A 25,291-nucleotide genomic window follows, 5' to 3' on the forward strand; every position below is an offset into this window, starting at 1 on the left:
TCCGGCCCCTGGCCGAACCCCTCGTAGTCCGTAAAGGAGATCAGCGTGTTGTAGCCGATACCCCCGTAGACCCCCAGCCCCATGATCGAGAACGGAACGAACCAGTAGGGGAACGACCGAACGAAGTCGCTCTTGGCGAACGCGCGGAGGCGCGCGCGCCAGTCGCTGTCGGTCTCGGTCCCGACGCTCTGGGACCCGGATACTGTGTCTTGCGAGCTTGCCATAAATTGTGAGTGGTGAGTCGGGGGCGGTCAGAAGACGTTCACCAGCTCGTCGGCCGTCGCCTCTGGGTCGTAGGGGCCCATGAAGTTCGAGGCGATGGCGTCTTTGCAGGCGCTGAGCTGGTCGGCGGTCCCCGCCAGCCCGTGCGCGAGCGTGGGCGGGAACTTCTCGAGGTTGTTCAGGTCGTCGACGTTGAGACTGAGGAAGTCCGACAGGCGGCTGCCGTCGACGTCCGTGCGCAGCGGGATCGACCCTTTCAGGTTGTTGAACTCCACCTGCGCGTCCTTCGTCCCGAGGAACTCCGCGAACACCTTCGCTTTGCGCGGGGCGTTGCCGTCCCGCGGGAACAGGAACGAGTCGAGGTGCCAGACGTACATGTCGCCCGTCCCGGGGAACGGCACCCAGCCCCAGTCCTCTTCGAACTCGAAGTTGTCGGCGTTACGGTACATCCCGTAGGCCCAGTTGCCCATCGTGAAGAACGCGGCGTTGCCGGCGATGAGTTTGTCGTTGGCTTCGGGGAAGCTGATCGACGATTTATCGTCGTTCGAGTAGTTCTCGATGACGTTCTGCGTCTTCTCCAGGGCGCGGACGAGCGCTTCTTTGTCGCCGTCGCCGTTGATGAACGCGTCGTAGGCGTCGGCGCCTTCGGTCCCGAGGAAGAACTCGACGAAGTACTGCAGGTTCGCCCACGACCCGCGGGTGGTCATCGTCATCGGGACGGCGTCGGTGTTCTGGTCGACGGCGTCCAGCGCGTCGATGAACGCGTCGTAGGACGTCAGGCTCTCCGGGTCGACGCCCGCCTCTTCGAGCACGCTCACGTTGTAGAAGAGGTTGTTCAGCCGGTGCGAACCGAGCGGGACGGCGCGGTAGGCGTCGTTGAGCCGGCAGGCCTCGGCGGCCTTCGGGTGCATCGAGTCCGTGTAGCCGGCGTCCTCCCACACGTCCGAGATGCTCATGAGTCGGCCGCCGTACTGCTGCATGGTCTTGCCCGGCCAGGACGCGAAGGCGTCCGGCGGGTTCCGATTCGCGAGTCGGCGCGCGACCGTCGCGTTGAGGTTCTCGTTGGCGTCCCCGCCGATCGGCTTGATGTCGTGCTCGATGTCGGGGTGGTTCTCTTCGAAGAGGCTGACGAGCTTGTCGGCGGCCGCTGCGCCGTCGCCGCCGGTCCAGCCGTGCAGCGCCTCCATCGCGTTGTCCGTCATCGTCGGCGTTCCGCCGCCGTCGCCACCGTCGCCTCCGTCGCCGCCGTCGCCACCGTCGCCGCCGTCGCCGCCGTCGCCACCATCGCCACCGTCGCCGCCGCCGCTACAGCCCGCGAACGACGCCAGCAGCCCAGTTGCTGTACCCGCGACGACCCGCCGTCGCGTCATAAACTCACCCGTCCGTCCCGTAGTGCTATCGTCTGCCATACGATATGGACATCCAAACAGACCCATATATAGTTACCGGATTTTCGTGATAATGGACGACCGTTGAGAACCAGAGACGCCTCGCGCGCTGGTGGGGAGGAAGAAAAGAAACGGGCCTGGCCGCGCCGCCGGCTTCAGCTGTGGACGGTCGATGCCGTCCCGATCTGCTCGACGGTCTCGACGGATTCGAGATTGCGGTTGTGGAGGGACTCGCCCGTCGTCGCGTCGAAGAGGTGGATCGCGTCCGGCGGGAAGCGGACGCCGACCTCCTGACCGGCCGAGAGGTAGCGCATCCCGTCGATCATTACGGTGAGCTCGGTGTCCTCGTCGCCGCCGAGGTGGAGGTGGACCGCGTTCTCGTTACCGTGGGGTTCGACCACGTCGACGACGCCGGGGATGGTCCCGTCGTCTGCGTTCCCGTCTGGCTCGTCGACGATCTCGGCGCTCTCCGGGCGGATCCCCAGGACCACGTCCGAGTGTCCGTCGATCGCACTCGCGATTTCCTGCTGGAGGGCGTACTCGAAGGCGTCGTTTCGCAGCCGCTGCCCGTCGTTTTCCAGGTCGAAGAAGTTCATCGACGGCTCGCCGATGAACCCGGCGACGAACTGGTTGGCGGGCTCGTGGTAGCACTCCATCGGCGTGCCGACCTGCTGGAGCACGCCCCCGTCCAGCACCGCGATGCGGTCGGACATCGTCATCGCCTCCGTCTGGTCGTGGGTGACGTAGATGGTCGTGGTGTCGAGTTCGTCCTGGAGCTGCTGGAGCTCGGTCCGCATCTCCGCGCGCAGCTTCGCGTCGAGGTTGGCCAGCGGTTCGTCCAGCAGGAAGACCTTCGGGTCCCGGACGATGGCACGACCCAGCGCCACCCGCTGTTGCTGGCCGCCCGACAGCGCGCCGGGCTTGCGGTCCAGCAGCGGGGTGATGCCGAGCGTCTCCGCGGCGTCCTCCACGAGGTCACCGATCTCGTCGTCGCTCAGATCCGTCGACTCCTCCAGACCGAACGACATGTTCTCCCGGACGGTCATGTGCGGGTACAGCGCGTACGACTGGAACACCATCGCGAGGTCTCGCTCCTGTGGCGTCCGCGTGTTGATCACCTCGTCGTCGAGGGCGATCTGCCCGTCGGATATCGTCTCCAGTCCGGCGACCATCCGCAGGGTCGTCGACTTGCCGCACCCGGAGGGGCCGACGAGCACCAGGAACTCGCCGTCTTCGATCTCCAGGTCCAGTTCGTCCACGGCCAGGACTGCCTCGTCGCCGTCACCGTACCGTTTGGTAGCTTCCTCGAGGGACAGTGTTGCCATGATACGGCGTAGCACAAACTGTATATATAATACTTTCTTTTCATTCGTGATATACTGAGGGCGCTCGGTCAGGCGCCGTCGTCGTCGACGGATCCGTCGCCGGGGCCGGTCGGGTCTGTCACCCTCTCGTCCCCGTCGGGAGCGGGGAGTTCGCTGTCGGTCCCGGTCTCGAAGCCGTCGAGCACCTCCTTGAGCGGGCCGGCGTAGCGGGTGAGGTCGCTGGCCCGTCGGGAGACCTCGTTGAGTTCGGCAGCCTGTTCCTCGGCCGCCCCCGCGACCAGTTCCGTCTCGGCGAGGGTCTGTTCGCTGATCGCCGCGACGTCGGAGACCGTCTCGGCGGTCGTCTCGAGGTCTTCGAGCAGGTCGGCCACGTCGAGTTCGTCGGGGTGGGCCTCGTGCTCGTCGAACCGCTCGACCAGTTCGTCCAGATCCGCCGAGACGGTCCCGAGCTGTTCCTTCTGCTCGTAGGCGTCGTCGGAGATAGCCTGGACCGAGCTGGCGACGTGCTCGCTGGCGACCTTGACGCTCTCGGAGCTCGACTGGAGGGACTCGCCCGAGCGTTCGACCTCCGCGGCGAAGCTGTGCAGTTGGCCGGTCGTCCGTTCGAGTTCGGACACCATGTCGTTGAACTCCCTGGCGATGCGGTACATCGACTCGTTCTCCCTGTCGGGGTCGAGCCGCTGGGTGAGGTCACCGTCGGCGCACTGCTGCATCGCCTCGGAGTACTCCTCGGCCTTCTCTTCCAGGTACTCGTTCATCTCGATGGCCTCGGCGCGGGAGACCTCCGCCCGCTGGCGGGCCTGTCTGGCCTCCTCGATCCGGTCTTTGAGCGATCGGCGCATGTCGTCGAACCCCTCGTAGAGCTGGCCGATGCTGTCGATCCGCGGGGAGTCGATCTCGGCGTCGAGGTCGCCCTCGCGCATCTCGTCGGCGCGCCGGCGGAGCCGGTCGATGTCCCGGGTGGTGCTCAGGCCGATAGCGGTCCCGACGATGCCGATGAAGACGACGCCTCCGAGCGTCGACAGCCGCCCCCACAGCGAGATGGTCTGGACGAACCCGAAGACGTCGCTGGTCGGTTCGTGGACCAGCACCGCCCACGACAGCTCCGAGTCCGGGACGCGGATCGGCGCGTAGCCGACGGTGTACTCCTGTTCGACCACGCCCGAGTGGGGACCCATCCGCGGGATGACCCCCGGTGACCCGCCGGCCGGCCCGGACCCCTCGAAGGCGATGTCGACCGGCCGCATCGCCTCGTCGCTGCCGTACGGTCGGAGTATCTCGGTCGAACGGGTCGCGACCTGGACCGTCCCGTTGGCGTCGACGATCTGGCTGAACCGCGAGGAGGCGGTGTCCTGGTCGATCGTGTTGGCCAGCCGCTGGACCTGGAACTCGACGACGAGGTAGCGGTCGTTCGTCCCCTGGACGGGGCTGACGAACGCGATGACGGGCCTGTTGCCGTCGACGAGGTGGACGCCGGTCATGTGGACGTCCTCGACGTCCAACTCGTCCATCGGCCCCTCCATGACCCACTCGCGCCCCTCCGAGGCGAGTTCGGTCTCGTAGCGGAACTGCGGGCTGGCGACGACGGTCGCCGGCTCCGCCGACCGGTTGACCAGATAGACGGACTGGACGCCGTAGAGGTTCGCCCCCGTCGTCGCCAGCTCGTTCCTGATCTCGTAGCGGGCGTCCCGGTCGGTCCGACTCAACACCGCGTTCTTCGAGGCGAGTTTGACCGACACGGAGTTGCGCTGGATCCACTTCTCGACGACGCTGGCCTTCTGGGTCGCCAGGTCCTCGTACTCCTGTTCGACGTCCCGCTCGACCTGTGAGGAGAGTTTCCCGGTGGCCGTCGCTCCGATGAGCGCAACCGTCAGCGCCATGACCGCGAGTATCAGTGCGAACTTGAGGATGAATCGCTTGCGGACGAAGTCCGGAACGACGGCCCGGACCGCCCCCATCACGCCACTCCCGCCGGATTCCAGACCCCCTTCGTCTGCCATGGTTGTTCGTTGGTACTCCGTGCGAGGCGGTATAAACGTTGTCACACCGCGTGACGGCGCAGACGACTCGAACGAAAACCCGTTCCGCAGCCGGGCGTTCTCTGACTGCGAACGTATAAGGACCGTCCGCGGCAAGGGAGCAGTATGACAGGCGACGACGGGAAGACGGTCAAGACGGCCATCACGAGTTTCGCGGTGCTGGAGGCGATCCGCGAGCTCGACGGCGCCGGACCGACCGCGATCGCCGACCACCTCGGCCGGTCGAAAAGCGGGGTGTACAAGCACGTGCGGACGCTCGCGGACCGGGGCTATCTCGTCGAGGACGGCGGCGAGTACCGGCTGGGTCTCGGGATGTGGACGCTGGGCGCCGGCGCCCGCTCGGAGTACCCGGTCGAGGCCGGCCGGCGGACCGTGGACAGCCTGGTCGCCTCGGTCGGCCACACCGCCAGCCTCGTCGCCTACGAGAACGGCATCGCGTCCCCAGTGTACCGCGAACTGCCGAACGGCGACGTCGACGCGCCGGGATCGCTCGGGGAGTCGCTCCCGCTCCACGCGACGGCGGCCGGAAAGGCAGTGCTCGCCCACCTCCCCGATGCCGAGCGCCGGACTGTCCTCGACGAGCAGCAACTGACAGAGCACACGACCGAAACCATCACCGACGCCGTGTCACTGACCGAAGAACTCACGTCCGTTCGCGAACAGCGAACGGCGACGGAGCTCGAAGAGTACCGCGAGGGCATCCACAGCGTCGCGTCCCCGGTGCTGAACGAGCACGGCGTTCCCATCGGCGCAGTATCCGTGACAGGCGCCGCCGAGGACCTCTCTGAGACCCGCCTCGAAGCGAAGATATCCGGACTCGTCGTCAGCGCCTCGCGGTCTGTCGAGAACTCCCTCTCGACCGGCTCGGACTGAACCGTTTCCCAGCCGCGAACGGAACGGCACGCGTTCCGGCCCGAACCGTCGCCCTCGTTCGCTGTTGGGAAACGGCCTCGAGACCGCAGTGGAACGCCCCCACACGAAATATTACAGCCATAATCCTGTAATCCGACTGTCGTCGTTGGCCGGTCGTCGCCCGAGACCGTTACGTCGGAGGTCACTAGAAATGATAAGAGAGCCGATTGAACGTCAAAATTATAGTCCTCTTTATATAAACACGTAAAACGACTATCGATTAGTAATCTGGGTCCATAGACCGGTCTTCCGCGGACATACCGGTCGTAGCTGGCAACTGTTTCCATCTCGAGGAGATCGAATCACCCACCGGAAAATTGGTCGAAAACGCGTAATTAATAGGTTTATCCCGGAGATCGTTCCGTTCCCCACATACTCGACAATCCAGAATGATAAGATAACCACGTATGACATTTTCCTGGTGTTTTAGAGAGTCCGTCGACACGTCGCCGCGTGGGCTACTGCCCCGTGATCGCGGGATACGTTGGCACGGCACCGCGCCAACAAAGCCTTAAAACGACGGAGACACCTACGGTGAGCCATGCAACACGTGAAGATTCCGCAGGACCGGATCGGCGCTCTCATCGGCGAGGGGGGTGAGACGTTGCGGGCCATCGAGGACCGCGCGGAGGTCCGGCTCGACGTCGACAGCGAGACGGGGCAGGTCAAGGTCGAGCAGACCGGCGACCCCATCACCGCGCTCAAAGGCCCCGACATCGTCAAGGCCATCGGCCGCGGGTTCGCGCCCGACGAGGCCATGCGCCTGCTCGACGACGAGATGATGATGTTCGACATCATCGACGTCGGCGCCGTCGCGCGCAACCAGAACGACCTCCAGCGTCACAAGGGCCGGCTCATCGGCGAGGGCGGCCGGACGCGCGAGCTCATGGAGGAGCTCAGCGGCGCGTCCGTCGTCATCTACGGGTCGACCCTGGGCATCATCGGCGGCCCCGAGCAGGTCGACGTGGTTCGCGAAGCCGCCGAGATGATCATCGAGGGCGCCCCCCACGGCACCGTCTACTCGTTCCTCGAAGAGAAGCACAACGAGATGAAACACAAAGGGCTGGACTACCACCAGTTCACCGGCTAGCAGCGGTGGTCTACCTTTTCGCCGGGTTTCTAGCACTTCTGCGACGGCGCCCGCCTCGTCCAGTTGGCTCGCGAACGGCGCGACAGCGCCCGCCAGCACCGACTGGGTAATCAGCGGGCCCGGAGAGCGAAAGACGGCTGTGCCGTCGTTCGCGACGGGTGTAGGGCTCGTCGAGCCACGACCCCGAAGCGAGGGTATTTGACGGGCGGCGTCGATATCGGGGGTATGCGCGCAGCAGTCTTCACGGACTACGGGGAACCGCTAGAGGTGCGGGAGGTCGAGGACCCGGAGCCGGAACCGGACGGCGCGGTCGTCGTCGTCGAGGCCTGCGGGGTCTGCCGCAGCGACTGGCACGCCTGGCAGGGCGACTGGGAGTGGCGGGGGCTCGACCCCGTGCCGGGCCACATTCTCGGGCACGAGCCCGCCGGCCACGTCGTCGCCGTCGGCGACAAAGTGGAGAACGTCTCCGAGGGCGACCACGTCGCCGTCCCCTTCAATCTCGGCGACGGCTCGTGCCACCTCTGCCAGACCGGCCACTCGAACATCTGTGAGAATCGCCAGGCGCTGGGCCTGCAGCCCGCCGCGCCGGGCGCGTTCGCCGAACAGGTGCCGGTTCCCCACGCCGACCACAACCTCGTCGAACTCCCGGAGGGCGTCTCGTCGGTGGACATGGCTGGGCTGGGCTGTCGGTTCATGACCGCCTTCCACGGGCTGGCCCACCGCGCCGACGTGGGCGCAGGCGACTGGTTCGTCGTCCACGGCTGTGGCGGCGTCGGTCTCTCGGCGGTCCAGATCGCCGACGCCATCGGCGCCAACGTCATCGGCGTCGACCTCATGGACGAGAAACTCGACTTCGCCGCGGAGCAGGGCGCCGTCCACACGATCAACGCGAGCGAGGTGGAGGACCCCGCCGCGGAGGTCCGGGCGATAACCGACGGCGGTGCCGACGTGTCGATGGACGCGCTGGGCATCGAGACGACCTGCCGGAACGCCATCGAGAGCCTCGGGAAGACCGGCCAGCACGTCCAGGTCGGGCTCACGACGAAGGAGGCGGGCGGAAACCTCCCGCTGCCGACCGACGAGATGGTCACCAGCGAGATCGACTTCTACGGCGCCCTGGGGATGCCCCCCGAGCGCTACGACGAGATCTTCCGCATGGTCGCGACCGGGAAACTCGACCCAGCCGCGATCATCACCGACCGCATCGCCCTCGACGAGGTCTCTGACGTTCTCGACGACATGACCGACTTCGAGACCGTCGGGATCCCCGTCATCGACGAGTTCTGACGGCACTCGGCGGACGGAGAACCGGAAAACTGCGCCGCGTCGGTCGGCTCGCTACTTCTCTTTTCCGTTCGCGCCGTTACCGCCACCGTTGTTGCCGCCGTTCCCCTTGTTGTCGTCCGCGCTCCCGTCGTCCCCGTCGCCGCCGGCGTGGTCCGGCGGGCCCTGCGTCTCGTTGCCGCTCTCGTTCCCGCCGGCGTGGGCCGGTGGGCCCTGCGTCTTGTTCTCGGTCTCGTTGTTTCCGGCGTGGTCCGGCGGGCCCTGTGTCTTGTTTCCGGGGCCCGCGTGCTCCGGCGGTCCGCTGCCGTTACCGGGGTTGTTGGCCGTGACCCAGGCCGCGATCGCGAGTCCGCGCGGCCCCTCGGTCTCGTTCAGGCCGGAGATGAAGTCCGTCACCCGCAGGCCGAACGGCGTCGCGGTCTCGTTACCGGTCTCGTTCCAGCCGGCCGTCAGTTCGGCCTCGGTGGTCGCCGTGAGGTTGTCGAACGACGCCGTGACCGACACGCTCACCGTCTCGTTCGGCGTCGGGAGGGTGACCGTCCCGTTCGCGTCCGTCTCGTAGTCCCCGTCGCCGGCGTACGTGACGTTCTCGGTCAGCGTCGTCACGTTCACCGACGCGTTCTCGACCGCCGTGCTGTTCCCGTCCGTGACTGTCACCGTGACGTCGTCACCCTGTGTGACGTCGAGGTCCAGCGAGTCGACCGACGACGTCGTCGCCCCCATCGCTGGTGCCGCCACGGAGACGACCATCAGTGCCGCCAGTACTATCGCCCGTGTGTGTTGACTCATACGTCACTACTCCACAACTGGAGACCACTTAGTTGCCGGTTACCCCTAGATCGGTTTTCGCCGAATTAACCCGGATTTTCCGTCTGTAAACTATCTACCCGGACGTTCTCTCCCGTGAGAACGACTGTTCGGGACGGCGACGAGACGATTCGGGACGGTCGCGAGTCGCCGCACAGGCGATCGACCGTCGCCCTCGGCCCGCTGGCGGACCGGCGTCGAGTCCCGCTCCTGAGACCGCACCGGGGCCGCACCCAGTGCCTCTTGCACGCGCAGGGGCCACTTTTAGCCGATTCGTGGGAGAAACGCGCGAACAGATATCGTATCATGAACCCCACTCCAGCGAACGAGTCCCCCGACCCGCGGCGAACGGACGCTGACGGGAGCGAGCGATGAGAGCGCTCACGTGGCACGGGGAACAGGACATCCGCGTGCAGGACGTCCCGCGACCGGAGATCGTCAATCCGAACGACGCGGTGATCGAGATCACCGCCACCGCGATCTGCGGCTCGGACCTCCACCCCTACAACGACAACATCCCGGGGATGCGCGAGGGCGACGTCATGGGGCACGAGCCGATGGGCGAAGTGGTCGAGGTAGGGCCCGAGGTAACGACGCTCGACGAAGGCGACCGGGTCGTCGTCCCGTTCACGATCAGTTGCGGGGAGTGCTGGTTCTGCCAGCGCGAACTGTACTCGCTCTGTGACAACTCGAATCCCAACGCCGAGATGGCGCGGGAGGTGATGGGTCAGTCGCCCGCGGGACTGTTCGGCTACACGCACCTCCTCGGCGGATACGCCGGCGGCCAGGCCGAGTACCTGCGGGTCCCCTACGCCGACGTCGGACCCGTGAAGATCGAGTCCGACCTCCCCGACGAGCAGGTGCTGTTCCTCTCGGACGTCTTCCCGACGGGGTACATGGCCGCCGAGAACGCCCACATCGAGGACGGCGACACGGTCGCGGTCTGGGGCTGCGGTCCGGTCGGGCAGTTCACCGTCCAGAGCGCGCAGATGCTCGGCGCCGACCGCGTGATCGCCATCGACCGCGTGCCCGAGCGCCTGGACATGGCCCGCGACCACGGCGACGCGGAGACCGTCCACTTCGAGGAGGAGGACGTCTACGATACGCTGATGGCGATGACCGGCGACCGCGGGCCGGACGCCTGCATCGACGCCGTCGGGACGGAGGCCCACGGCACGGGCCTGGCCGGCGTGACCGACCGCGCGAAACAGGAGGTCGGACTGGAGAGCGACCGTCCGCACGTCCTCCGCGAGGCGATCAAGTGCTGCCGCAAGGGCGGCACGCTGTCGGTCCCCGGCGTCTACACCGGCGACGTCGACGGCATCCCGTTCGGGTCGCTGATGAACAAGGCGCTGACCGTCGAGACCGGCCAGACGCACGTCCAGCGCTACCTCGACCCGCTCCTCGAGACGATCGAGGACGGCGAGATCGACCCGTCGTTCGTCGTCACCCACGAGGAACCGCTGGAGAAGGGCCCGGAGATGTATCGGACGTTCAACGACAAGGACGACGGCTGCGTCAAGGTCGTGCTGACGCCCTGAGGCCGGGAGGGTCCGGCGGTCGGGTCGCCCCGCCCCACCGCGGTCAGTCGCCGCTCTCCGCGCGGTCGATCAGGTCCCGCGCGTGCTCGCTCGCCCGTTCGCGCACTGCGGCCTCGTCCAGCGTCAGGACCTCGCGGTCGCGCAGCAGCACCTCGCCGTCACAGACCGTGTGGCGCACGTCGCTCCCGCGGACGGCGTAGGCGAGGTGGCTGACGAGGTCGTGAGCGGGCGTGAGGTGCGGCGCGTCCAGATCGATCACGGCCAGGTCGGCGTTCGCGCCGGCATCGATCCGCCCGCTGTCGAAGCCCAGCAGTTCCGCGCTCCCCCGCGTGACCATCTCGACGACCGCCTCGGCGGGGACGGCACTGGCGTCTTCGGCCGCCAACTTGCCGATCATCGCCGCGTCGCGCACCTCGTCGAACGCGTCGAGGTCGTTGTTCGACGCGGCACCGTCGGTGCCGATCCCGACCGTCACGCCCGCGTCGCGGAGTCGCTGGACCGGCGCCATCCCGCTCGCGAGTTTCATGTTCGAGGCCGGGCAATGGGCCACGCCGGTGCCGCGCTCGGCGAGGAGTTCGATCTCCGTCTCGTCGACGTGGACGCCGTGGGCGACGTAGGTGTCCTCGGTCAGCAGGCCCAGGTCGTCGGCGTATTCCAGGGGTCGGACGCCGTGTTCGTCGACGATGGGGTCGACCTCGTTCTCGGTCTCGTTGGCGTGGAAGTGGATCGCGAGATCCGCGTCGCGGGCCTTCGGGACGAACTCGCGGAGGTACTCCTCGCCCACGGTCGTCAGCGAGTGGGGCTGGAACGTCGTCGCGATCCGCCCGTCGGCGGCGCCGTCGAGGTCTTTCGCCACGTCGAGGCTCTGCTGGAGGTCGGCGCGGGCCGCCTCGTCGTCCTTGCCGACGGTGACGGCCGTGTGGCCGAGGACGGCACGGACGCCGGCGCGTTCGACCGCATCGCCGATGCGGTCGACGTGAAAGTACATGTCCGAGAGGGCGGTCGTCCCCGACTTGATCATCTCGACCAGACCGAGTTCGGCGCCGACCTCGACGTCGTCGCCCGTGAGTTCGGCCTCGACCGGCCAGACGTCCTCCTGGAGCCACGCGTCGAGCGGTTTGTCGTCGGCGTACCCCCGCAGGAGCGTCATCGCGACGTGGGTGTGGGCGTTCACGAGTCCCGGGACGACGAGCCCGTCGCTCGCGTCGAGCGATTCGTCTGCGTTTAGCGCTCCGGGCTCGGCCACGTCGACGATGTCGCCGCTCTCCTGGTCGACGAGCACGTCCGCCCGTTCGACCGTGAAATCGGGTCGCAGTACCTGACCGCCTGCAACGAGGAGGTCGCTCATGACCCGGGGTTGGCACGGTGGGTGCCTGAATCTACTCCTTCGTGGCGAGGCCGGCGCCCCGTTCGGCGACGGCCGTGGCGATCGGTTTCGCTGACGGTCGCGGCGTCTACGTCGGCGCACCTCGCCTGGCCTGATACACGCGGGTCACGCCGCCGACGACGAGCATCCCGACGAGGAACACCGGCAGGACACCCAGGGCGGCACGGATCCCGACCCGTTCGGCGAGCACGCCGATCAGCGGTGGGACGAGTGCGATGCCCACGTAGCCCGCGCTGGTCGCGATGGCGTTGACGGGGCCGCTGAACTCCGGTGCGGCGTTCATCCCGAACGCCGACAGCGTGGGGAACGTCGCCGAGACCACCAGTCCGAGGGCGAAGACGGCGACGAACAGCCAGCGGCCGGTGGCGAGGAAGACGGTCGCGAACAACACCGGCAGAGCCAGCGTCGCCGTCACGAGCACCAGGTCGAGCGTCCGGCCCGTGCGGTCGGTGAGGAAGCTGTAGGTGAACCGGGCGGGGACGTACGCCGCGAGGAACGTCGAGAGGACGAGGTTCGCCTCCGCGGCGGGGAGTTGCTGGGCGGCGAAGTAGGGGAGCCAGGTGAACAGCGACCCCTCGATACCGCCGTTGAACACGAGCACGCCAGTCATCCCGGCCACGGCCGGCTTGCGGACCACCGTCGCGAGTTCGTCGAGGGTGAGTTCGCGCTCGGTCTGGACGGACGCGGGGAGGTCGAGGCGGACGAGCAGTGCCGTCGAGACGACGAAGCCGACGCCGACGACGGCGTAGGCGTAGCGCCAGCTGCCGGCCGCGAGCGCCGCGGTGACGACCAGCGGCCCGGCGGCCGCGCCGGCCGCCCAGACGAGCGCGTAGCGGTTGAAGATGCGCGCTCGCCCGTCGGGGTAGAGGTGCCCCAGCACCGCCCGGTCGAGCGCGCGGAAGGGGCCGGTCGCGACGCCGCGGACGAACAGCGCCCCGAGGAAGAGCAGGAAGACCGGCGCAGCCCCGGTGAGGAAGGCGCTCACGGCGACGACGGCGGCGCTGGCCAACAGCGCCCTGTGGATGTCGATGCGACCGGCGACGAAGCCGACGACCAGCACCGAGCCGACGAACCCCAGCGTGCCGGCGGTGGCGACCAGTCCCAGCAGTCCCTGTGACACGTCGAACGTGCGCTCGACGCTCGGGAGGATCGCGCCGCGCAGCTGAAACCCGACGGCTTCGGTCGTGACGAACGCGAAGATGGCGACGGTCCAGAGCAGGCGCTCGCGTCGCGACGTGTCAGCCACGGTAGGCCTCCGGGCTGGCTCCGTTCGACTGACGCTCCCGTCTCGACCGCTGTCCGGTCGTCCGGCTCACTCGTCAACTCTGACGGACCAGGAGACCAAAACCTCCCGCCCGCCGGCGACTCTCTCCGAGACCGCAGGTGCGGGGCGTGACCGGCTCACACCCCGACGCTGGAACGCACGACTTTTCCCGCTCGGACGGATAGGACGAGTCGATGATATCCGAGGGCTGCGAACAGTGCGCCAAAGGCGGCAAGCTGGTGCTGTTCGTGTACGGCTACTGCGACCAGCGCGACTGTTTCTACTGCCCCCTCGGCGAGAACCGCAAGAACGTCGAACAGGTCTACGCCAACGAGCGCCCCGTCGAGTCCGACTCTGACGTGCTCGAAGAGGCCGAGCGCATGGACGCCCTCGGCGCCTCGGTCACCGGCGGCGAGCCCCAGGAGGCGATGGGCCGCACGACCCGCTATCTCTCGCTGCTGAAAGACGAATACGGCGAGGACTTCCACACGCACCTCTACACCGGGATCACCGGCGGCCGCGAGAACATGCGCCGCCTCTCGGAGGCCGGCCTCGACGAGATCCGCTTCCACCCGCCCTACGAGCAGTGGGGCGATCTACACGGTACCGAGTGGGAGGAGATCCTCTACGTCGCCCGCGAGGAGGGCCTGACGCCCGCCTTCGAGATCCCGGGCATCCGCCCGGAACAGGAGTTCATCGACTTCCTGGACGAGGGCGCCGCCGATTTCTGTAACATCAACGAGTTCGAGATGTCCGACGGGAACTACCGCCGGATGCAGGAGGAGGGCTTCGAACTGCGCGACGAGCACATGAGTGCCGTCGACAGCCCGCGCGAGGAGATCCTCGACGAGATGGGCGACCACGAGAAGGTGTACTTCTGCACGAGCGTCTTCAAGGACGCCGCCCAGCACCGCCGCCGGCTCAAGCGGATGGCCCGCAGCCTGCGCCGGCCGTTCGATGAGATCACCGACGACGGAACCCTCGTCTACGGGAAGACGTGGGCCGAACCCGAGCGCTTCGAGGCCCTCGGCGTCCCCGAGGAGTTCTACACGGCGAAGTCCAACCACGTCGAGGTGGCCTGGTGGCTCCTCGAAGAGATGGTCGAGGACGGCGACGTCGAGAAGGGCGAAATCGTCGAGCAGTACCCGACCTACGACGGGACTGTGGTGGAACGGACGCCGCTGTCCGGGAGCAGCAGTGCTGACGGCGGCCAGAGTGCGGCTGGCGACTGAGATTCTGTCCGGCGCCGACGGCGCCGGTTCTCCGGACGCGACTGAAAGGAGCGTCCGGCTTTTTCGCCCACGTTTTTCGAGGAGTCCTCCCGCAGCGAGCGAAGCGAGCGAGGAAGGGCGACGAGAAAAAGGTGGGACTGGGAATGTGGTGGAACGGACGCCGCTGTCTAGTAGCGACGGGAGCGACGGTGAAACCGGTCGGACGGCGGCCGGCGACTGATTCTGTCCGGCGCCGGCGGCGCCGGTTCACCGGACGCGAGCGAACGCAGTGAGCGAGTCGTCCGGCTTTTTCACCCATGTTTTTGCCGGCCGGGTTCCCGCAGGGAGCGCGAGGCTCGAACGGAGTGAGTGCCTCAATGCGAACGGGGAGCGAAGCGACCCGTGAGCGAGCGTAGCGACCGAGGAAACCCGGCCGGCAAAAAGGTGGTCGCGTTGCCGCTGTTTCTCGACGCCGTCGCGCGCTTCGATCCGCCCGAGGAACCGCAGGTCCTCGAAGTGGTGAAAGTCGCGACGGCCGGGCTACTGGCGGCCGTCCAGGGGTTCGTGCTCGCCTGGAACCTCGGGCACGACGTGCCCTTCGACCTCTTCATGGCGGGCGTCGCGATCTGGACCGTCGCGCTGGTCGGGTACTCGGTCGCGGTCGAACGGGGCTACGGCCCGGCCTGAGCGGGGGTTCGGCTCCACCGCGATGGCCCCGCGCCGGTCGCGGCGACCGCCTCCGCGATGCCAGCGTTCTTTTCAGTGGCGCGGGAAGGCGAGCCATGACAGTCGCTATCGGAGTGGTGGGAGCGGGCAACCGCGGACAGGCCCACGCCGACGCGTACAGCGAGGTCGACGGCGCCGACGTGGCCGCCGTCGCCGACATCGACGAGGAAGCGGCGACCGCGCTCGCGGCCGAACACGACGCGAGCGTCTACGGTGACTTCCGGGACATGCTCGACGACGCCGACGTCGACGCGGTGAGCGTCTGCGTCCACAACAATCTCCACCGACCGGTCGCCGAGGCGGCGGCCGACGCGGGGGCGCACATCTTCACCGAGAAACCCGTGGCCGCGACCTACGCCGACGCGAAGGCGATGGCCGACGCGGCCGACGCCGCAGGCGTCGAAATCGGCGTCCAGAACTACGAGCTGTTCTCCGCGGAGACGACGGCGGCGCGCCGCCTCGTCGACGACGGCGAACTGGGCGACCCCTACTACGCCCGCGGCGTCTTCTCGCGACGGCGCGGCCGTCCCTACGTCGACGGCTACGGCACCCCCGGCTTCGTCTCGAAGGACTCCGCCGGCGGCGGGCCCGTCATCGACATCGGGACCTACGTCCTCGGGCAGTTGCTCTACCTGCTCGGGAACGCCCCCGTCGAGCGCGTCGGCGGCGCGACGTTCGAGCGAACCGACGACGCCTACGCCGAGGAGCTGATCGGTGAGAACCGCGAGACCTACGCGACGCGGCTGGACGAATCGGGCTACGACGTGGAAGACGCGGGCGTGGGAACGGCGCACCTCGCCGACGGATCGGTCGTGGAGCTGCGGGCCGCCTGGCACATGTTCCTGCCCGACCGGCCGAGCGTGGTCGCCGGGTCGCAGGGCGGCCTGCAGCTGGACCCCTTCGAGTTCTACACGACGACCGGCGACTACGAGGCGACCGTGTCGCTGGACCTGGACGAGTACGAGCGTCGACAGGGATTGATCGCCGGCGACGGGTATCAGACCGCCGAGACGAACGACCAGTTCGCCCACTGGGTCGACACGGTCGCGGGCGAGGCCGAGGACCCGGTCCCGACCGGCGAACTGGCGCTGAACTCGATGCGCATCATGGAGGGTATCTACCTCTCGCAGGAGGCGGGCCGCGAGCTGACTGCCGAGGAGATAGCCGAGCGCTCGGCGTCGACCGCCGTCGAGCTGTGAGGCGTCGTTGGACTACCGAACGTCTCGCCGTCGAGCAGCGGGGCGCTTGACGGATCCTGACGGCTCTCGGCGGTTCGTGCGACGACCGAACGGATCGATCCAGCGGTGCCCGTTCGGGCTCGGAGGTCGAAGACGCGCGTCTCAGTCTCCGTCGGCGTCCCGGACGGTGACGGTTCGGCCGTCCACGGTGACGGACAGGCCTGCGTGCTCGAATTCGACGGAGGCGCCGTCGCCGTGGCCGACGATCTGGTCCAGCGCGTCGGGGTCGATCGACTTCGCGAGCGGGGCGAGCTCGTGACTGGGCGTGTCCTTCAGCGCGGCGAGCGTCCGGGCGACGCCGAGACTGGGTGATTCGTCCGACCGGATCTGGCGGATGTACGGTTCGTCTGCCGGCATCGACGGTGTGTCGCTGTCCTTCGCTGTCACGGTATCATGCACTCTGTGTTCGACGTGTGCAGGTCTCCGGCTCTGTTCATAAATCTGACTAAATATGTACATAGTCGCGCGACGGACCAAAGAGGTTATCTTAAGATACTTAGGAAGAAGGTTTAATGCCGAAGAAGACGGTCGCCGTGCGAGGCCGAGAAGGGACATCGACAAAGGACATCTCGATCCCGGCGGGGATCGCTCGCGAGCACGATATCGAGATCGGCGACGAGTTCGCTATCGACACGACGACGGACGAGAACGGGCGACTCGTGGTGCGGTACACCCGCCTGGGAACGGCGGCCGGCAGTCCGGAATAATCGTCGAGGCGACCGCTCTGCGGCCCCCGGGGAGGGTCGGAGTTCGCTTCCACGAGATTCGGCCGGCCCGCGGCCGACAGTTCCGACTGAACCGCCTCGACGCGGTCGCTAGCTGTCGTCTCGGCTGCCAGCAGCAGTGAGCGCCGAACGTCCTCGACCCGCTCGCCAAAGGAAGCGAGCGGAGACGGCGGCGCGCGCCACCGCAGGAGAAAGGGTCAGATCTCGTCGGCGGTCGGGTAGTCGGCGGCGAACACGTCTTCGACGAGCGGCCCGTCGTCGTCTTCCCCGCTCGTGGCCGTCTCGGCGTCGTTCTCGTCGTCCTCGTTCGCCGGGCTGACGCTCCCCGTCCGATAGCCCTCCAGGTCGAGCGTGACGTGGTCGAACCCGAGGTCGCCGATGTGTTGCTGTGCGGCGGCGACGAAGTCGGGGTCGAGGGCGGCTTCGAGTTCGTCGGCGCCGACCTCGATGCGGGCGATGTCGTCGTGGTCGCGCACGCGGAACTGCTCGAAGCCCCACGTCCGCAGGACCGTCTCGGCCTTCTCGATGCGGGTGAGCCGTTCCTCGGTGACTTCCAGCCCGGTCGGGATGCGCGAGGAGAGACAGGCCATCGAGGGCTTGTCCGCGACCGAGAGGCCGTACTCGTCGGCGATCTGGCGGACTTCCGACTTGACGATGCCGTGTTCGAGGAGCGGGGAGTAGGCGTCGAGTTCGTCGACGGCGCGGAGGCCGGGGCGGTGGCCCTCGCCGGGGTCCGAGGCGTTCGTGCCGTCGCAGACGACGTCGATGCCGAGTTCCTTCGCGCGGTCGAACATGGCCCCGAGGCGCATCGTGCGGCAGTGATAACAGCGGTCGTCGTCGTTCTCGACGAACGCCTGGCTGTCGAGTTCGGAGAACTCGGCGATCTCGTGGCGGATGCCGATCTCGTCGGCGACGCGACGGGCGTCGTCGAGTTCCGCTGCGGGCAAGGTCTCGCTTTTGGCCGTGCAGGCGACGGCGTCGTCGCCGAGCGCGTCGTGAGCGATGGCGGCGACGGCGCTGGAGTCCACACCGCCGGAGAAGGCGACGAGGACGCCGTCGCGGTCGGCCAGGTCGGCGCGCGCGGCGTCGAGTTTGTCGGCGACCGAAGTGCTCATCGACGGCGATTCGACGCGAGCGGCCAAAAGCCCGTTGTTCGACCGCTCGCGGCGGGGCGAACGGGTTCGGGCCACGGAGACGTCCGCCCCGTGGCGACCCCGCAGGTGCCTGCCGCGGGCCTTTCCGGCCGGGTACCGACCCGTCCGTATGCGCGACCGTTCTCGCAGTCGGACCCGCGCGCAACACACCTGTCGCGGACAGTACGCCGAACGGCCCGACGTCGCGGCGTCGGAGGCGGTCGAGACGGGGCGCAGCCGCGGACCGAACGATGGCCGATAGCGCGAGCGCGACCGACACGTCGGACGGCGGCGCGAGCCGATTACGGCACTGGGTCTTTCTGGACGGGAACCGGCTGCTGATCACCGGCCTGGTGTGCGTCGGCATCTTCGCGCTGACCCGCGCGCTCGTCGCGGCGGACCTGCTCGCGGTCGGCCCGCGGAGCAGCGTACCCACGGCGTTCGGCAGCGGCGTCACCGCCGGCGTGTTCACGCTGATCACGCTGACCCTGACGGTGAATCAGCTCATCTCCTCGCAGGTGTTCGGCCAGCCCGACTCGCTGCGGAGCCGCTACGAGAACGGCGCCGAGTTCCACGACGCGGTCTCGGAACTGACTCCGTCCGGACGCGCACCCGTCCGGGCGTCCGAGTTCGTCTCCGCTATCGGCGTGGCGCTCGGCCAGCGAGCGTCGTCACTCCGGGAGGGGCGCGACGTGACCGGGGAGGCGGCCGACGACGTCGACGGGCTCGCCGACCGACTCGACGACTTCGCTGACGAGATCGAGCGCGTCTCGGAAGACATGCAACCGATAGACGTCATCGCGACGGTGGCCGGATCGGACTACGTGCGACTACGAAACGAGACGCTGGCCGTCGCGGACGGCGCCGACCCCTCCGAGGACCTCGCGACCGACCTCGACGCGATCGAGGAACTCCTAGGGCATCTCTCCGTCGGGCGACAGTACTTCAAGACGCTCGCGCTCCAGCAGGAACTCGCGAAGCTCTCGCGGGAGATCATCTACGTCAGCGTCCCGACCCTGCTCGTCGCGGTGTACGTCCCGCTGCTGTACCGGTCGGAGAGCGCGACGGTCCCCGAATCGGCGCTTCCGTGGCTCGTCAGCGGCGCGTTCGCGGTGGCGTTCGCGCCGCTGGTCCTGTTGGTGGTTCGGCTGCTCCGCGTGTCGACGGTGATGCGCTACACGGTGTCGGTCGCACCGTTCGTGCCGCCGGAGGACTGGCCCTGGAACGAGTGAGCGCCGGTCGCGAGCGGTCGCGGGGTCGTCGATAGCGACCGGTCCGCGCGGGCGACGCCGCAGTCGATGACGCGCCGGTCGCCGGCGCGGCGGGGGATTTTTCTCCACCGGTGCGAATGACACCGGTAGATGGACATCGAGACGATCCCCGGGGTCGGCGAGAAGACGGCCGAGGCGCTGTCCGCGCTCGACGACCCCGAGCGTGCGCTCAGCGAAGGGGACGTTGCCACGTTGTCGCGCGCGCCGGGTATCAGCGACGGCCGGGCCGCTCGCATCGCCCGCGCCGCCATCCGCCAGCAACACGGCGACCCCGGCGGCTTCGCCGCGACGCCGCGCGCCCAGGAGATCTACCGCGACGCACTGGATCTGGTCGCCGACCACGCGGTCACCCGCTACGCCCGGCGCCGCCTCGAAACCTTCTACCCCAGCCCCTCCCGCTCGCGCGTCGAGGAAGCCCGCGAGTTCGCCGCCCGCGCCATGGAACGCGACCCCGACGACGAGATCCGCGGTGCCCTCGCCGGCGTCGAACCGCTCGAAGCGCCGTCGAGCGTCCGCGTCCGCGACCGCTGTCTCGCCACCACCGACGCCGAGACCTACGCCCGCGCCCAGGAGGCCCTCCCCGAGGTCAGCGTCGAGATCGTCGACGACGCCCGCGGCCTCGCCGACCTGGCCCGCGGCTACGCAACCGTCATCGCCCTCGACGACGCCTTCACCGGCGTCGAGGTCGAGGGCGACGTCCGCGTCGAACCGAACGCCCTCGACGACCCCGCGACCGTCGTCCCCGAGCGCACCCTCGCCTTCTTCGCCCACAACCGCAACCGCCTGCGGGCCGCCGTCGAGGTCCACCGCGTCGCCGACCTCGACGCCCCCTGTGATCTGGACGCGCTCGAAACCGCCCTCTCCCGCATCGACACCGAGGGCAACGTCGCCGACGACGAGGAACTGCAACGCCTCCAGAACGCCGTCGACGACCTGGACGCCGCCGTCTCGACCGCCGAGAGCGTCGCCAACGACCGCCTGCGGGAGGCCATCGAGGAGCGCGACGTCACCATCGAGGGCGCGGATCTCCTCTCGCTGGTCGAACAGGGCGCCGGCGTCGACTCCCTGCTCCAGCGCGAACTCGCCGACGAGTACGCCGAGGCGGTCGCCGACGCCCGCGACCACCTCGTGGACGCGCTCGGCCTCGACGACTACGCCGACGTGGCCCGCCGCGCGTTTCCCGACCAGCCCACCTTCCCCGTCGAGCGCGACGAGGAGGTCGTCTCCCGCCTGCGCGAGGAACTCACCACGGCCCGGGACCGCCGCGCGACCCGCCTCAAGCGCGAGGTCGCCTCCGACCTCGCCGACGCCCGCGAGGACGCCGAACGCCTCGCCGAGGCCGCGCTCGAACTCGACGTCGAACTCGCCATCGCTCGCTTCGCCCGCGAGTACGACTGCACGATGCCCGAGATCGGCGGCAAGGGCGTCGCCATCGAGGGCGGCCGCTCACCAATGCTCGACGTGCCCTTCGACGAGGTCGACCCCGTCGACTACCGCGTCGAGGGCGTCGCCCTCCTCACCGGCGTCAACAGCGGCGGGAAGACCTCCGTCCTCGATCTGGTCGCCCTGACGGTCACGCTCGCGCACATGGGCCTGCCCGTGCCCGCCGAGCGCGCCCGCGTCGAGCACGTCGAGGAGTTGCACTACCACGCCAAGACCCAGGGGACTCTCGACGCGGGTGCCTTCGAGTCCACCCTGCGGGAGTTCGGGTCGCTCGTCGACGACATCCGCGCGGGCGACGGCGGCCGCGTGCTCGTCCTCGTCGACGAACTGGAGAGCATCACCGAACCCGGCGCGAGCGCGAAGATCATGGCCGGCATCCTCGAAGCGTTCGACGAGCGCGCGGCGACCGCCGTCTTCGTCACCCACCTCGCCCGCGAGATCCAGGAGTCCGCCCGCTCCGACCTGGCCGTCGACGGCATCGAAGCCGAGGGACTCGTCGACGGCGAACTGAAAGTCGACCGCTCGCCCGTCAAGGACGTCCTCGCGCGCTCGACCCCCGAACTCATCGTCGAGAAACTCGCCGACGAACGCGACGGGTTCTACGTGGAACTCCTCGAAAAGTTCGACTGAGTGAACCACCGAGATGCGGCGCTGTGGCGCGCGCTGTCGCGAGTTTCATCTTACTCGTGAGTAGCGAGGGAGCGGAGCTCCCTCGGACCGTTCGCGCGGCCCCGCCGCGCGAAGACGAAGCGAACGAGGGTCAGCGGGAGCTTCGCTCTCGCCAGACGCGACAGCACCGTGCGAGGGATAAGCGAAGGAACGGAGTGACTGAGCGAATCGGCTGGGGAGGCGTGAGGCGCGGTGTTGTGCGGTGTGGTCCTGCTGTCCTGGTGGACTGAAAGGGCGAGGCGCGGTCGCGCGGTCTGCGCGGGCCCTATCCGAGGGAGCGCCAGCGACCGAGGATATCCCGCACAGACCACGCGAGCGGGCCGAAGGCTTTCATCACTTGGCGTAGTCTGCGGTTCCAACTGCTAGCGAGCGGGCCGAGGGCGTTCATCACTTGGCGTAGTCTGCGGTTCCGACTGCTAGCGAACGGGCCGAGGGCGTTCACCACACACTCTCGCCCGGAGACCGAACTATTGCTAGCGAGCGAACGGACGGTGTCACGCGTATTGTCACAGCGGGGAGCGAACCTCTCAGCGAAGGGGGGGGTCCGTCCGTTCACGCGGCCGAATCGACCGATCTGGGGCGATCCGATCGACGGTGGTCCCCGTTCTTCGGAGTGTCCGGCCGGTAGACCGCGTGTAGGACAGCTAAATCGGCTCCGAAACCGTGATGTACGTACACAGGTGACAAACATAACCGACATTATATGAATGTTGTCACTCACTTAATCAAACGTCTAGGAAATTGGAAATACTCGGGATGTTATACCTGTGCGAGAACACGTGAAGGTATGGAGAGTTCTAGCCGAGAGATCCTTTTCGACGAGATAGTAGACGCGTTGGCCGATGTGCAGCGACGGAAGTTGCTCGTGGCTCTGCTGGAACACAACCCGCAGAACGATCGGCCGGTCGTCGTCGGCGACGGGGACGGGGACGGAGCGGCGATAGCAGTCGAGCAGTTGGTACAGATGCAACACGTTCACCTGCCGAAGCTGGAAGAGTACGGGTTCATCGACTGGGACGAGGACGCCCACGAGGTCGCGAAGGGGCCGAACTTCGACGAGATCAGGCCGCTGCTGGAACTGCTGGACGACCACGCGGACGAACTCCCGGCCGACTGGCTGTAGCTCGACGGAACCCCACGGTCGCTTTTCACTCGTACTCACCGGTCGCTTCCCGAACTGCCACCGTCACAGCGAGAGGTGGTTGGTCACGTCCCGACGGAGGACGGCGGGCTCGGTCTCGCACCGGATAGCGGTCAGACCGCAGTTCGCGGGCGAAAACTCCGGGGCGACCGCGGCCAGGTCGCGGCCGGACACGGCGGCGAGTACGGCACGGATCGGTCCGCCGTGGGTGACGACGGCGACCGTCCCGCCGTCCGCAACCTCCCCCACGAGCCGGTCCCAGCCGTCGAGCACGCGCTCTTCGAACGCGTCGAGCGACTCGCCGCCCGGGACCGACGCCACGGCCAGCAGCGACCCGTCGGGGTCGTACTCGGGGTGGCGCTCCGCGATCGCCGCGCGAGTCAGCCCCTGCCAGTCGCCGAAGTCGCGTTCGCGCCAGGCGCGCTCGAACGCCGGATCCGGTCCGACGCCGGCCTCGTCCAGCAGCGCCGCCGTCTCGCGCGTCCGCTGCAGGTCGGAGGCGACCAGTCGGTCGAGGTCGTACTCCGCAGCGAGGTGCGACCCGAGCGCCCGGGCCTGTTCGCGACCGCGATCGGTCAGGGAGGAGTCGGCCCAGCCCTGGATCCGGCCGTCGCGGTTCCAGGTAGTCTCGCCGTGGCGGACGAGCAGGACGGTTCCGGTCATGCGAACGTTCGACAGTTCACGGTTCGTCTCGCGCGGTCACTCGCGACTCTGGTACCAGTCGAGGACGACCACGACGAACTCGAAGGCGACGATCAGGCCGACGACGACGCCCGCGGCCTCGACGGTCGAGAGGTCGACGGCGTCGACGCGCTGGAGCAGTTCGGGGTCGGGGCTCCCCAGGTAGCCGACGAACAGCGAGAGCGGCCAGACGGCCACTCGCGCCCGGGCGAAGGCCCGGTAGGCGCGTCCGCGGCGGCCGGCACGGCGGGAGAGGTACAGCGCGCCCTCGTAGAGCGCGATGAGCGCGAGACCGATGAACAGCGGCGTCAGGCGGGTCAGGCCGAACTCGGCCAGCGCCGACGTGACCGCGGCGGGTAGCTGGTCGTAGTACCCCTGCGGAAGCGGCGCGGTGCTGACCGCGTAGCCGGCGAGGGCGGCGGTCAACCAGGCGAACGGCCGGCGGGCGGCCACCGCCTCGGCCTCCATGAACGTCGTCGCCTCGCTCGTCCAGTACAGCAGCAGGAGCGTCCCCTCGAACAGCAGGATCATCGTCGCGGCGACGAGGATGGGGGCCATCCCGGTCGGGTCCGGGGAGAAGAGGAAGGCGACGGTGGCGAACCCGCCCCAGAAGTAGATGCGGCGGCCGGCCAGCCAGCGCCGCGAGGTGACGCCCATCATGACGGCGAGCATGATGAGCAGCGGTATCTGGAAGACGAGCGCGAAGAAGCCGAGCATCATCACGATGAGGTTGAACGTCTCGGTCAGGCTGAAGGTGACCTCGGCGGCCTGGCTCGTGTAGCCCGTGAAGTACGCGAACAGCGTCGGGAGCACGAGCAGGTAGGCGAAGAGCACGCCGACGAACGCGAGGACGAGGCTGGTCGGAACGGAGGCGAGGTAGTACCGGCGTTCGCGGGGGTAGAGGCCGGGGCGCATGAACAGGTACGACTCGTAGACGGTCAACGGGAGCGCGGCGATGAAGCCCACGAGCGAGGCGACCTTCAGGCGGGCGAACATCAGTGCGAGCGGGTGGAAGAGGTACGGACAGGCGGCGTCGGCCGACGGGTCAGTCGTCGGACAGACGCCCGGCGAGCCCGGCAAAAAGGAGTACCACAGGAAGTTGATCATGCGGTCGGCGAAGGGGAACGCGAGGCCGGTCACCAGCGCCATCACGACGACGATGACGCCCAGCCGGCGGACCATCTCCTCGATGTGCTCGGCCAGCGGCATCTCCTGGTCGTCCGGCGCGCCGACGCCGCCCTCCGGGGCGGCCGGCGCGCCTTCCGCGGGGCCGCCCGTCGACGGGTCCAGTTGGGGGTTGATGTCGCCGCCGAAGTCAGTGGCGCCGGACCCGCCGTCCGCGGCCGCGTCGCTCTCGTCGTCGGACGAGTCGGCCCGCTCGGCGGCGACGGCCTCGGAGTCGTCCGCGCTCGGCCCGACCGCCCCGGGACCGGCGTCATCGGGCCGCTCCGACGGGGCGTCGTCCGTCCAGACGGGATCGGGAGACTCGTCGTGCGAGGAGTCGTCGCCGTCGTCCGGATCGCCGTCCGAGGGACCGCTGTCGGAGCGTCTGTCGGTCGAGGGGTCCGAGCGGTCCGACGGGTCGCCGCCGACGGACTCGTCGGGCGGACCGGCGGCTCCCTCGTCGTCGTCCCCGTCGCCGGGCCGCTCGTCAGTCATTCGTCGCCGGGTTTGCGCTCCCCTATTGTAAGCCTTCTTTTCGCTCGCCCGTCCGGCCGGCGTCGAACGCCGATCTCGGGCCGGCGAACGGCCGCACAGCTCCCGCGTGAAGTCCCGTGATGAATAGATTGATAA

At 68.2% G+C, this 25,291-nt stretch carries 21 protein-coding genes and 1 pseudogene; 11 read left to right on the forward strand and 11 right to left on the reverse strand.

What is annotated here, in order from left to right; all coding sequences use genetic code 11:
* From ACMGFE_RS10640 to ACMGFE_RS10655, 4 genes and pseudogenes are all read right to left on the reverse strand, one after another.
* Positions 1-224, reverse strand: a pseudogene (locus ACMGFE_RS10640) (sugar ABC transporter permease); the annotation flags it as partial.
* Between the two features lie 27 nt (positions 225-251).
* Entirely contained in the window at positions 252-1,592 is a 1,341-nt protein-coding gene (locus ACMGFE_RS10645; RefSeq protein ID WP_436925178.1) for an ABC transporter substrate-binding protein, read from the reverse strand.
* 173 nt (positions 1,593-1,765) lie between these two features.
* A complete protein-coding gene (locus ACMGFE_RS10650; protein ID WP_436925179.1) occupies positions 1,766-2,935 on the reverse strand; it encodes an ABC transporter ATP-binding protein in 1,170 nt (389 codons plus the stop codon).
* A gap of 68 nt (positions 2,936-3,003) precedes the next feature.
* Positions 3,004-4,935, reverse strand: a complete 1,932-nt coding sequence (locus ACMGFE_RS10655) for a HAMP domain-containing protein (protein ID WP_436925180.1) — start codon at positions 4,933-4,935, stop codon at positions 3,004-3,006.
* 144 nt (positions 4,936-5,079) lie between these two features.
* Between ACMGFE_RS10655 and ACMGFE_RS10660 the strand changes: the two genes are divergently transcribed.
* The 3 genes from ACMGFE_RS10660 (at position 5,080) to ACMGFE_RS10670 (ending at position 8,263) form a co-directional block, all read left to right on the forward strand.
* Entirely contained in the window at positions 5,080-5,847 is a 768-nt protein-coding gene (locus ACMGFE_RS10660) for an IclR family transcriptional regulator (protein WP_436925181.1), read from the forward strand.
* Positions 5,848-6,427: 580 nt separating this feature from the next.
* Positions 6,428-6,976 carry a KH domain-containing protein gene (locus ACMGFE_RS10665; RefSeq protein ID WP_436925182.1) on the forward strand — a complete coding sequence of 183 codons (549 nt, stop codon included), beginning with the start codon at positions 6,428-6,430 and terminating at the stop codon, positions 6,974-6,976.
* A 225-nt stretch (positions 6,977-7,201) separates the two neighbouring features.
* A complete protein-coding gene (locus tag ACMGFE_RS10670; RefSeq protein WP_436925183.1) occupies positions 7,202-8,263 on the forward strand; it encodes a zinc-dependent alcohol dehydrogenase family protein in 1,062 nt (353 codons plus the stop codon).
* 51 nt (positions 8,264-8,314) lie between these two features.
* Here ACMGFE_RS10670 and ACMGFE_RS10675 read toward each other — a convergent pair whose 3' ends face one another.
* Positions 8,315-9,049: a hypothetical protein gene (locus tag ACMGFE_RS10675; protein ID WP_436925184.1), complete on the reverse strand. Its 735-nt coding sequence runs from the start codon at positions 9,047-9,049 to the stop codon at positions 8,315-8,317.
* 389 nt (positions 9,050-9,438) lie between these two features.
* Between ACMGFE_RS10675 and ACMGFE_RS10680 the strand changes: the two genes are divergently transcribed.
* Positions 9,439-10,608, forward strand: coding sequence for a zinc-dependent alcohol dehydrogenase (locus tag ACMGFE_RS10680; protein WP_436925185.1), 1,170 nt, complete (start codon positions 9,439-9,441; stop codon positions 10,606-10,608).
* A 43-nt stretch (positions 10,609-10,651) separates the two neighbouring features.
* Here ACMGFE_RS10680 and ACMGFE_RS10685 read toward each other — a convergent pair whose 3' ends face one another.
* Positions 10,652-11,956 (reverse strand): amidohydrolase, encoded by a 1,305-nt coding sequence (locus ACMGFE_RS10685; protein ID WP_436925186.1) that lies wholly within the window; start codon positions 11,954-11,956, stop codon positions 10,652-10,654.
* A 106-nt stretch (positions 11,957-12,062) separates the two neighbouring features.
* A complete protein-coding gene (locus ACMGFE_RS10690; protein WP_436925187.1) occupies positions 12,063-13,241 on the reverse strand; it encodes an MFS transporter in 1,179 nt (392 codons plus the stop codon).
* A gap of 212 nt (positions 13,242-13,453) precedes the next feature.
* On the opposite strand from ACMGFE_RS10690, the gene ACMGFE_RS10695 reads away from it, so the two are divergent.
* From ACMGFE_RS10695 to ACMGFE_RS10705, 3 genes are all read left to right on the forward strand, one after another.
* Entirely contained in the window at positions 13,454-14,491 is a 1,038-nt protein-coding gene (locus tag ACMGFE_RS10695) for a radical SAM protein (protein WP_436925188.1), read from the forward strand.
* Between the two features lie 381 nt (positions 14,492-14,872).
* Positions 14,873-15,157, forward strand: coding sequence for a hypothetical protein (locus tag ACMGFE_RS10700; protein WP_436925189.1), 285 nt, complete (start codon positions 14,873-14,875; stop codon positions 15,155-15,157).
* Positions 15,158-15,252: 95 nt separating this feature from the next.
* Positions 15,253-16,395, forward strand: a complete 1,143-nt coding sequence (locus tag ACMGFE_RS10705) for a Gfo/Idh/MocA family protein (protein WP_436925190.1) — start codon at positions 15,253-15,255, stop codon at positions 16,393-16,395.
* Positions 16,396-16,536: 141 nt separating this feature from the next.
* On the opposite strand, the gene ACMGFE_RS10710 is transcribed toward ACMGFE_RS10705, so the two are convergent.
* Positions 16,537-16,791, reverse strand: a complete 255-nt coding sequence (locus ACMGFE_RS10710) for a HalOD1 output domain-containing protein (protein WP_436925191.1) — start codon at positions 16,789-16,791, stop codon at positions 16,537-16,539.
* Between the two features lie 155 nt (positions 16,792-16,946).
* Here ACMGFE_RS10710 and ACMGFE_RS10715 point away from each other — a divergent pair, with 155 nt between their 5' ends.
* Positions 16,947-17,141, forward strand: coding sequence for a hypothetical protein (locus ACMGFE_RS10715; RefSeq protein WP_436925192.1), 195 nt, complete (start codon positions 16,947-16,949; stop codon positions 17,139-17,141).
* Between the two features lie 215 nt (positions 17,142-17,356).
* On the opposite strand, the gene larE is transcribed toward ACMGFE_RS10715, so the two are convergent.
* Entirely contained in the window at positions 17,357-18,274 is a 918-nt protein-coding gene (gene larE, locus ACMGFE_RS10720) for an ATP-dependent sacrificial sulfur transferase LarE (protein ID WP_436925193.1), read from the reverse strand.
* Between the two features lie 269 nt (positions 18,275-18,543).
* Here larE and ACMGFE_RS10725 point away from each other — a divergent pair, with 269 nt between their 5' ends.
* The 3 genes from ACMGFE_RS10725 to ACMGFE_RS10735 all read left to right on the forward strand — a co-directional run bounded on the left by ACMGFE_RS10725 (position 18,544) and on the right by ACMGFE_RS10735 (position 22,798).
* Positions 18,544-19,524, forward strand: a complete 981-nt coding sequence (locus ACMGFE_RS10725) for a DUF7972 family membrane protein (protein ID WP_436925194.1) — start codon at positions 18,544-18,546, stop codon at positions 19,522-19,524.
* A 129-nt stretch (positions 19,525-19,653) separates the two neighbouring features.
* Positions 19,654-21,636 carry a MutS-related protein gene (locus ACMGFE_RS10730; protein ID WP_436925195.1) on the forward strand — a complete coding sequence of 661 codons (1,983 nt, stop codon included), beginning with the start codon at positions 19,654-19,656 and terminating at the stop codon, positions 21,634-21,636.
* 883 nt (positions 21,637-22,519) lie between these two features.
* Positions 22,520-22,798, forward strand: coding sequence for a hypothetical protein (locus tag ACMGFE_RS10735; protein WP_436925196.1), 279 nt, complete (start codon positions 22,520-22,522; stop codon positions 22,796-22,798).
* A 63-nt stretch (positions 22,799-22,861) separates the two neighbouring features.
* Here ACMGFE_RS10735 and ACMGFE_RS10740 read toward each other — a convergent pair whose 3' ends face one another.
* Together ACMGFE_RS10740 and tatC are read right to left on the reverse strand one after the other, a co-directional pair.
* Positions 22,862-23,479, reverse strand: a complete 618-nt coding sequence (locus ACMGFE_RS10740; protein ID WP_436925197.1) for a histidine phosphatase family protein — start codon at positions 23,477-23,479, stop codon at positions 22,862-22,864.
* 36 nt (positions 23,480-23,515) lie between these two features.
* Positions 23,516-25,156 carry a twin-arginine translocase subunit TatC gene (tatC, locus tag ACMGFE_RS10745; RefSeq protein ID WP_436925198.1) on the reverse strand — a complete coding sequence of 547 codons (1,641 nt, stop codon included), beginning with the start codon at positions 25,154-25,156 and terminating at the stop codon, positions 23,516-23,518.
* Between the last annotated feature and the right edge of the window lie 135 nt (positions 25,157-25,291).

The organism is Halosimplex amylolyticum, from assembly GCF_051414035.1.
Taxonomy (GTDB): domain Archaea; phylum Halobacteriota; class Halobacteria; order Halobacteriales; family Haloarculaceae; genus Halosimplex; species Halosimplex amylolyticum.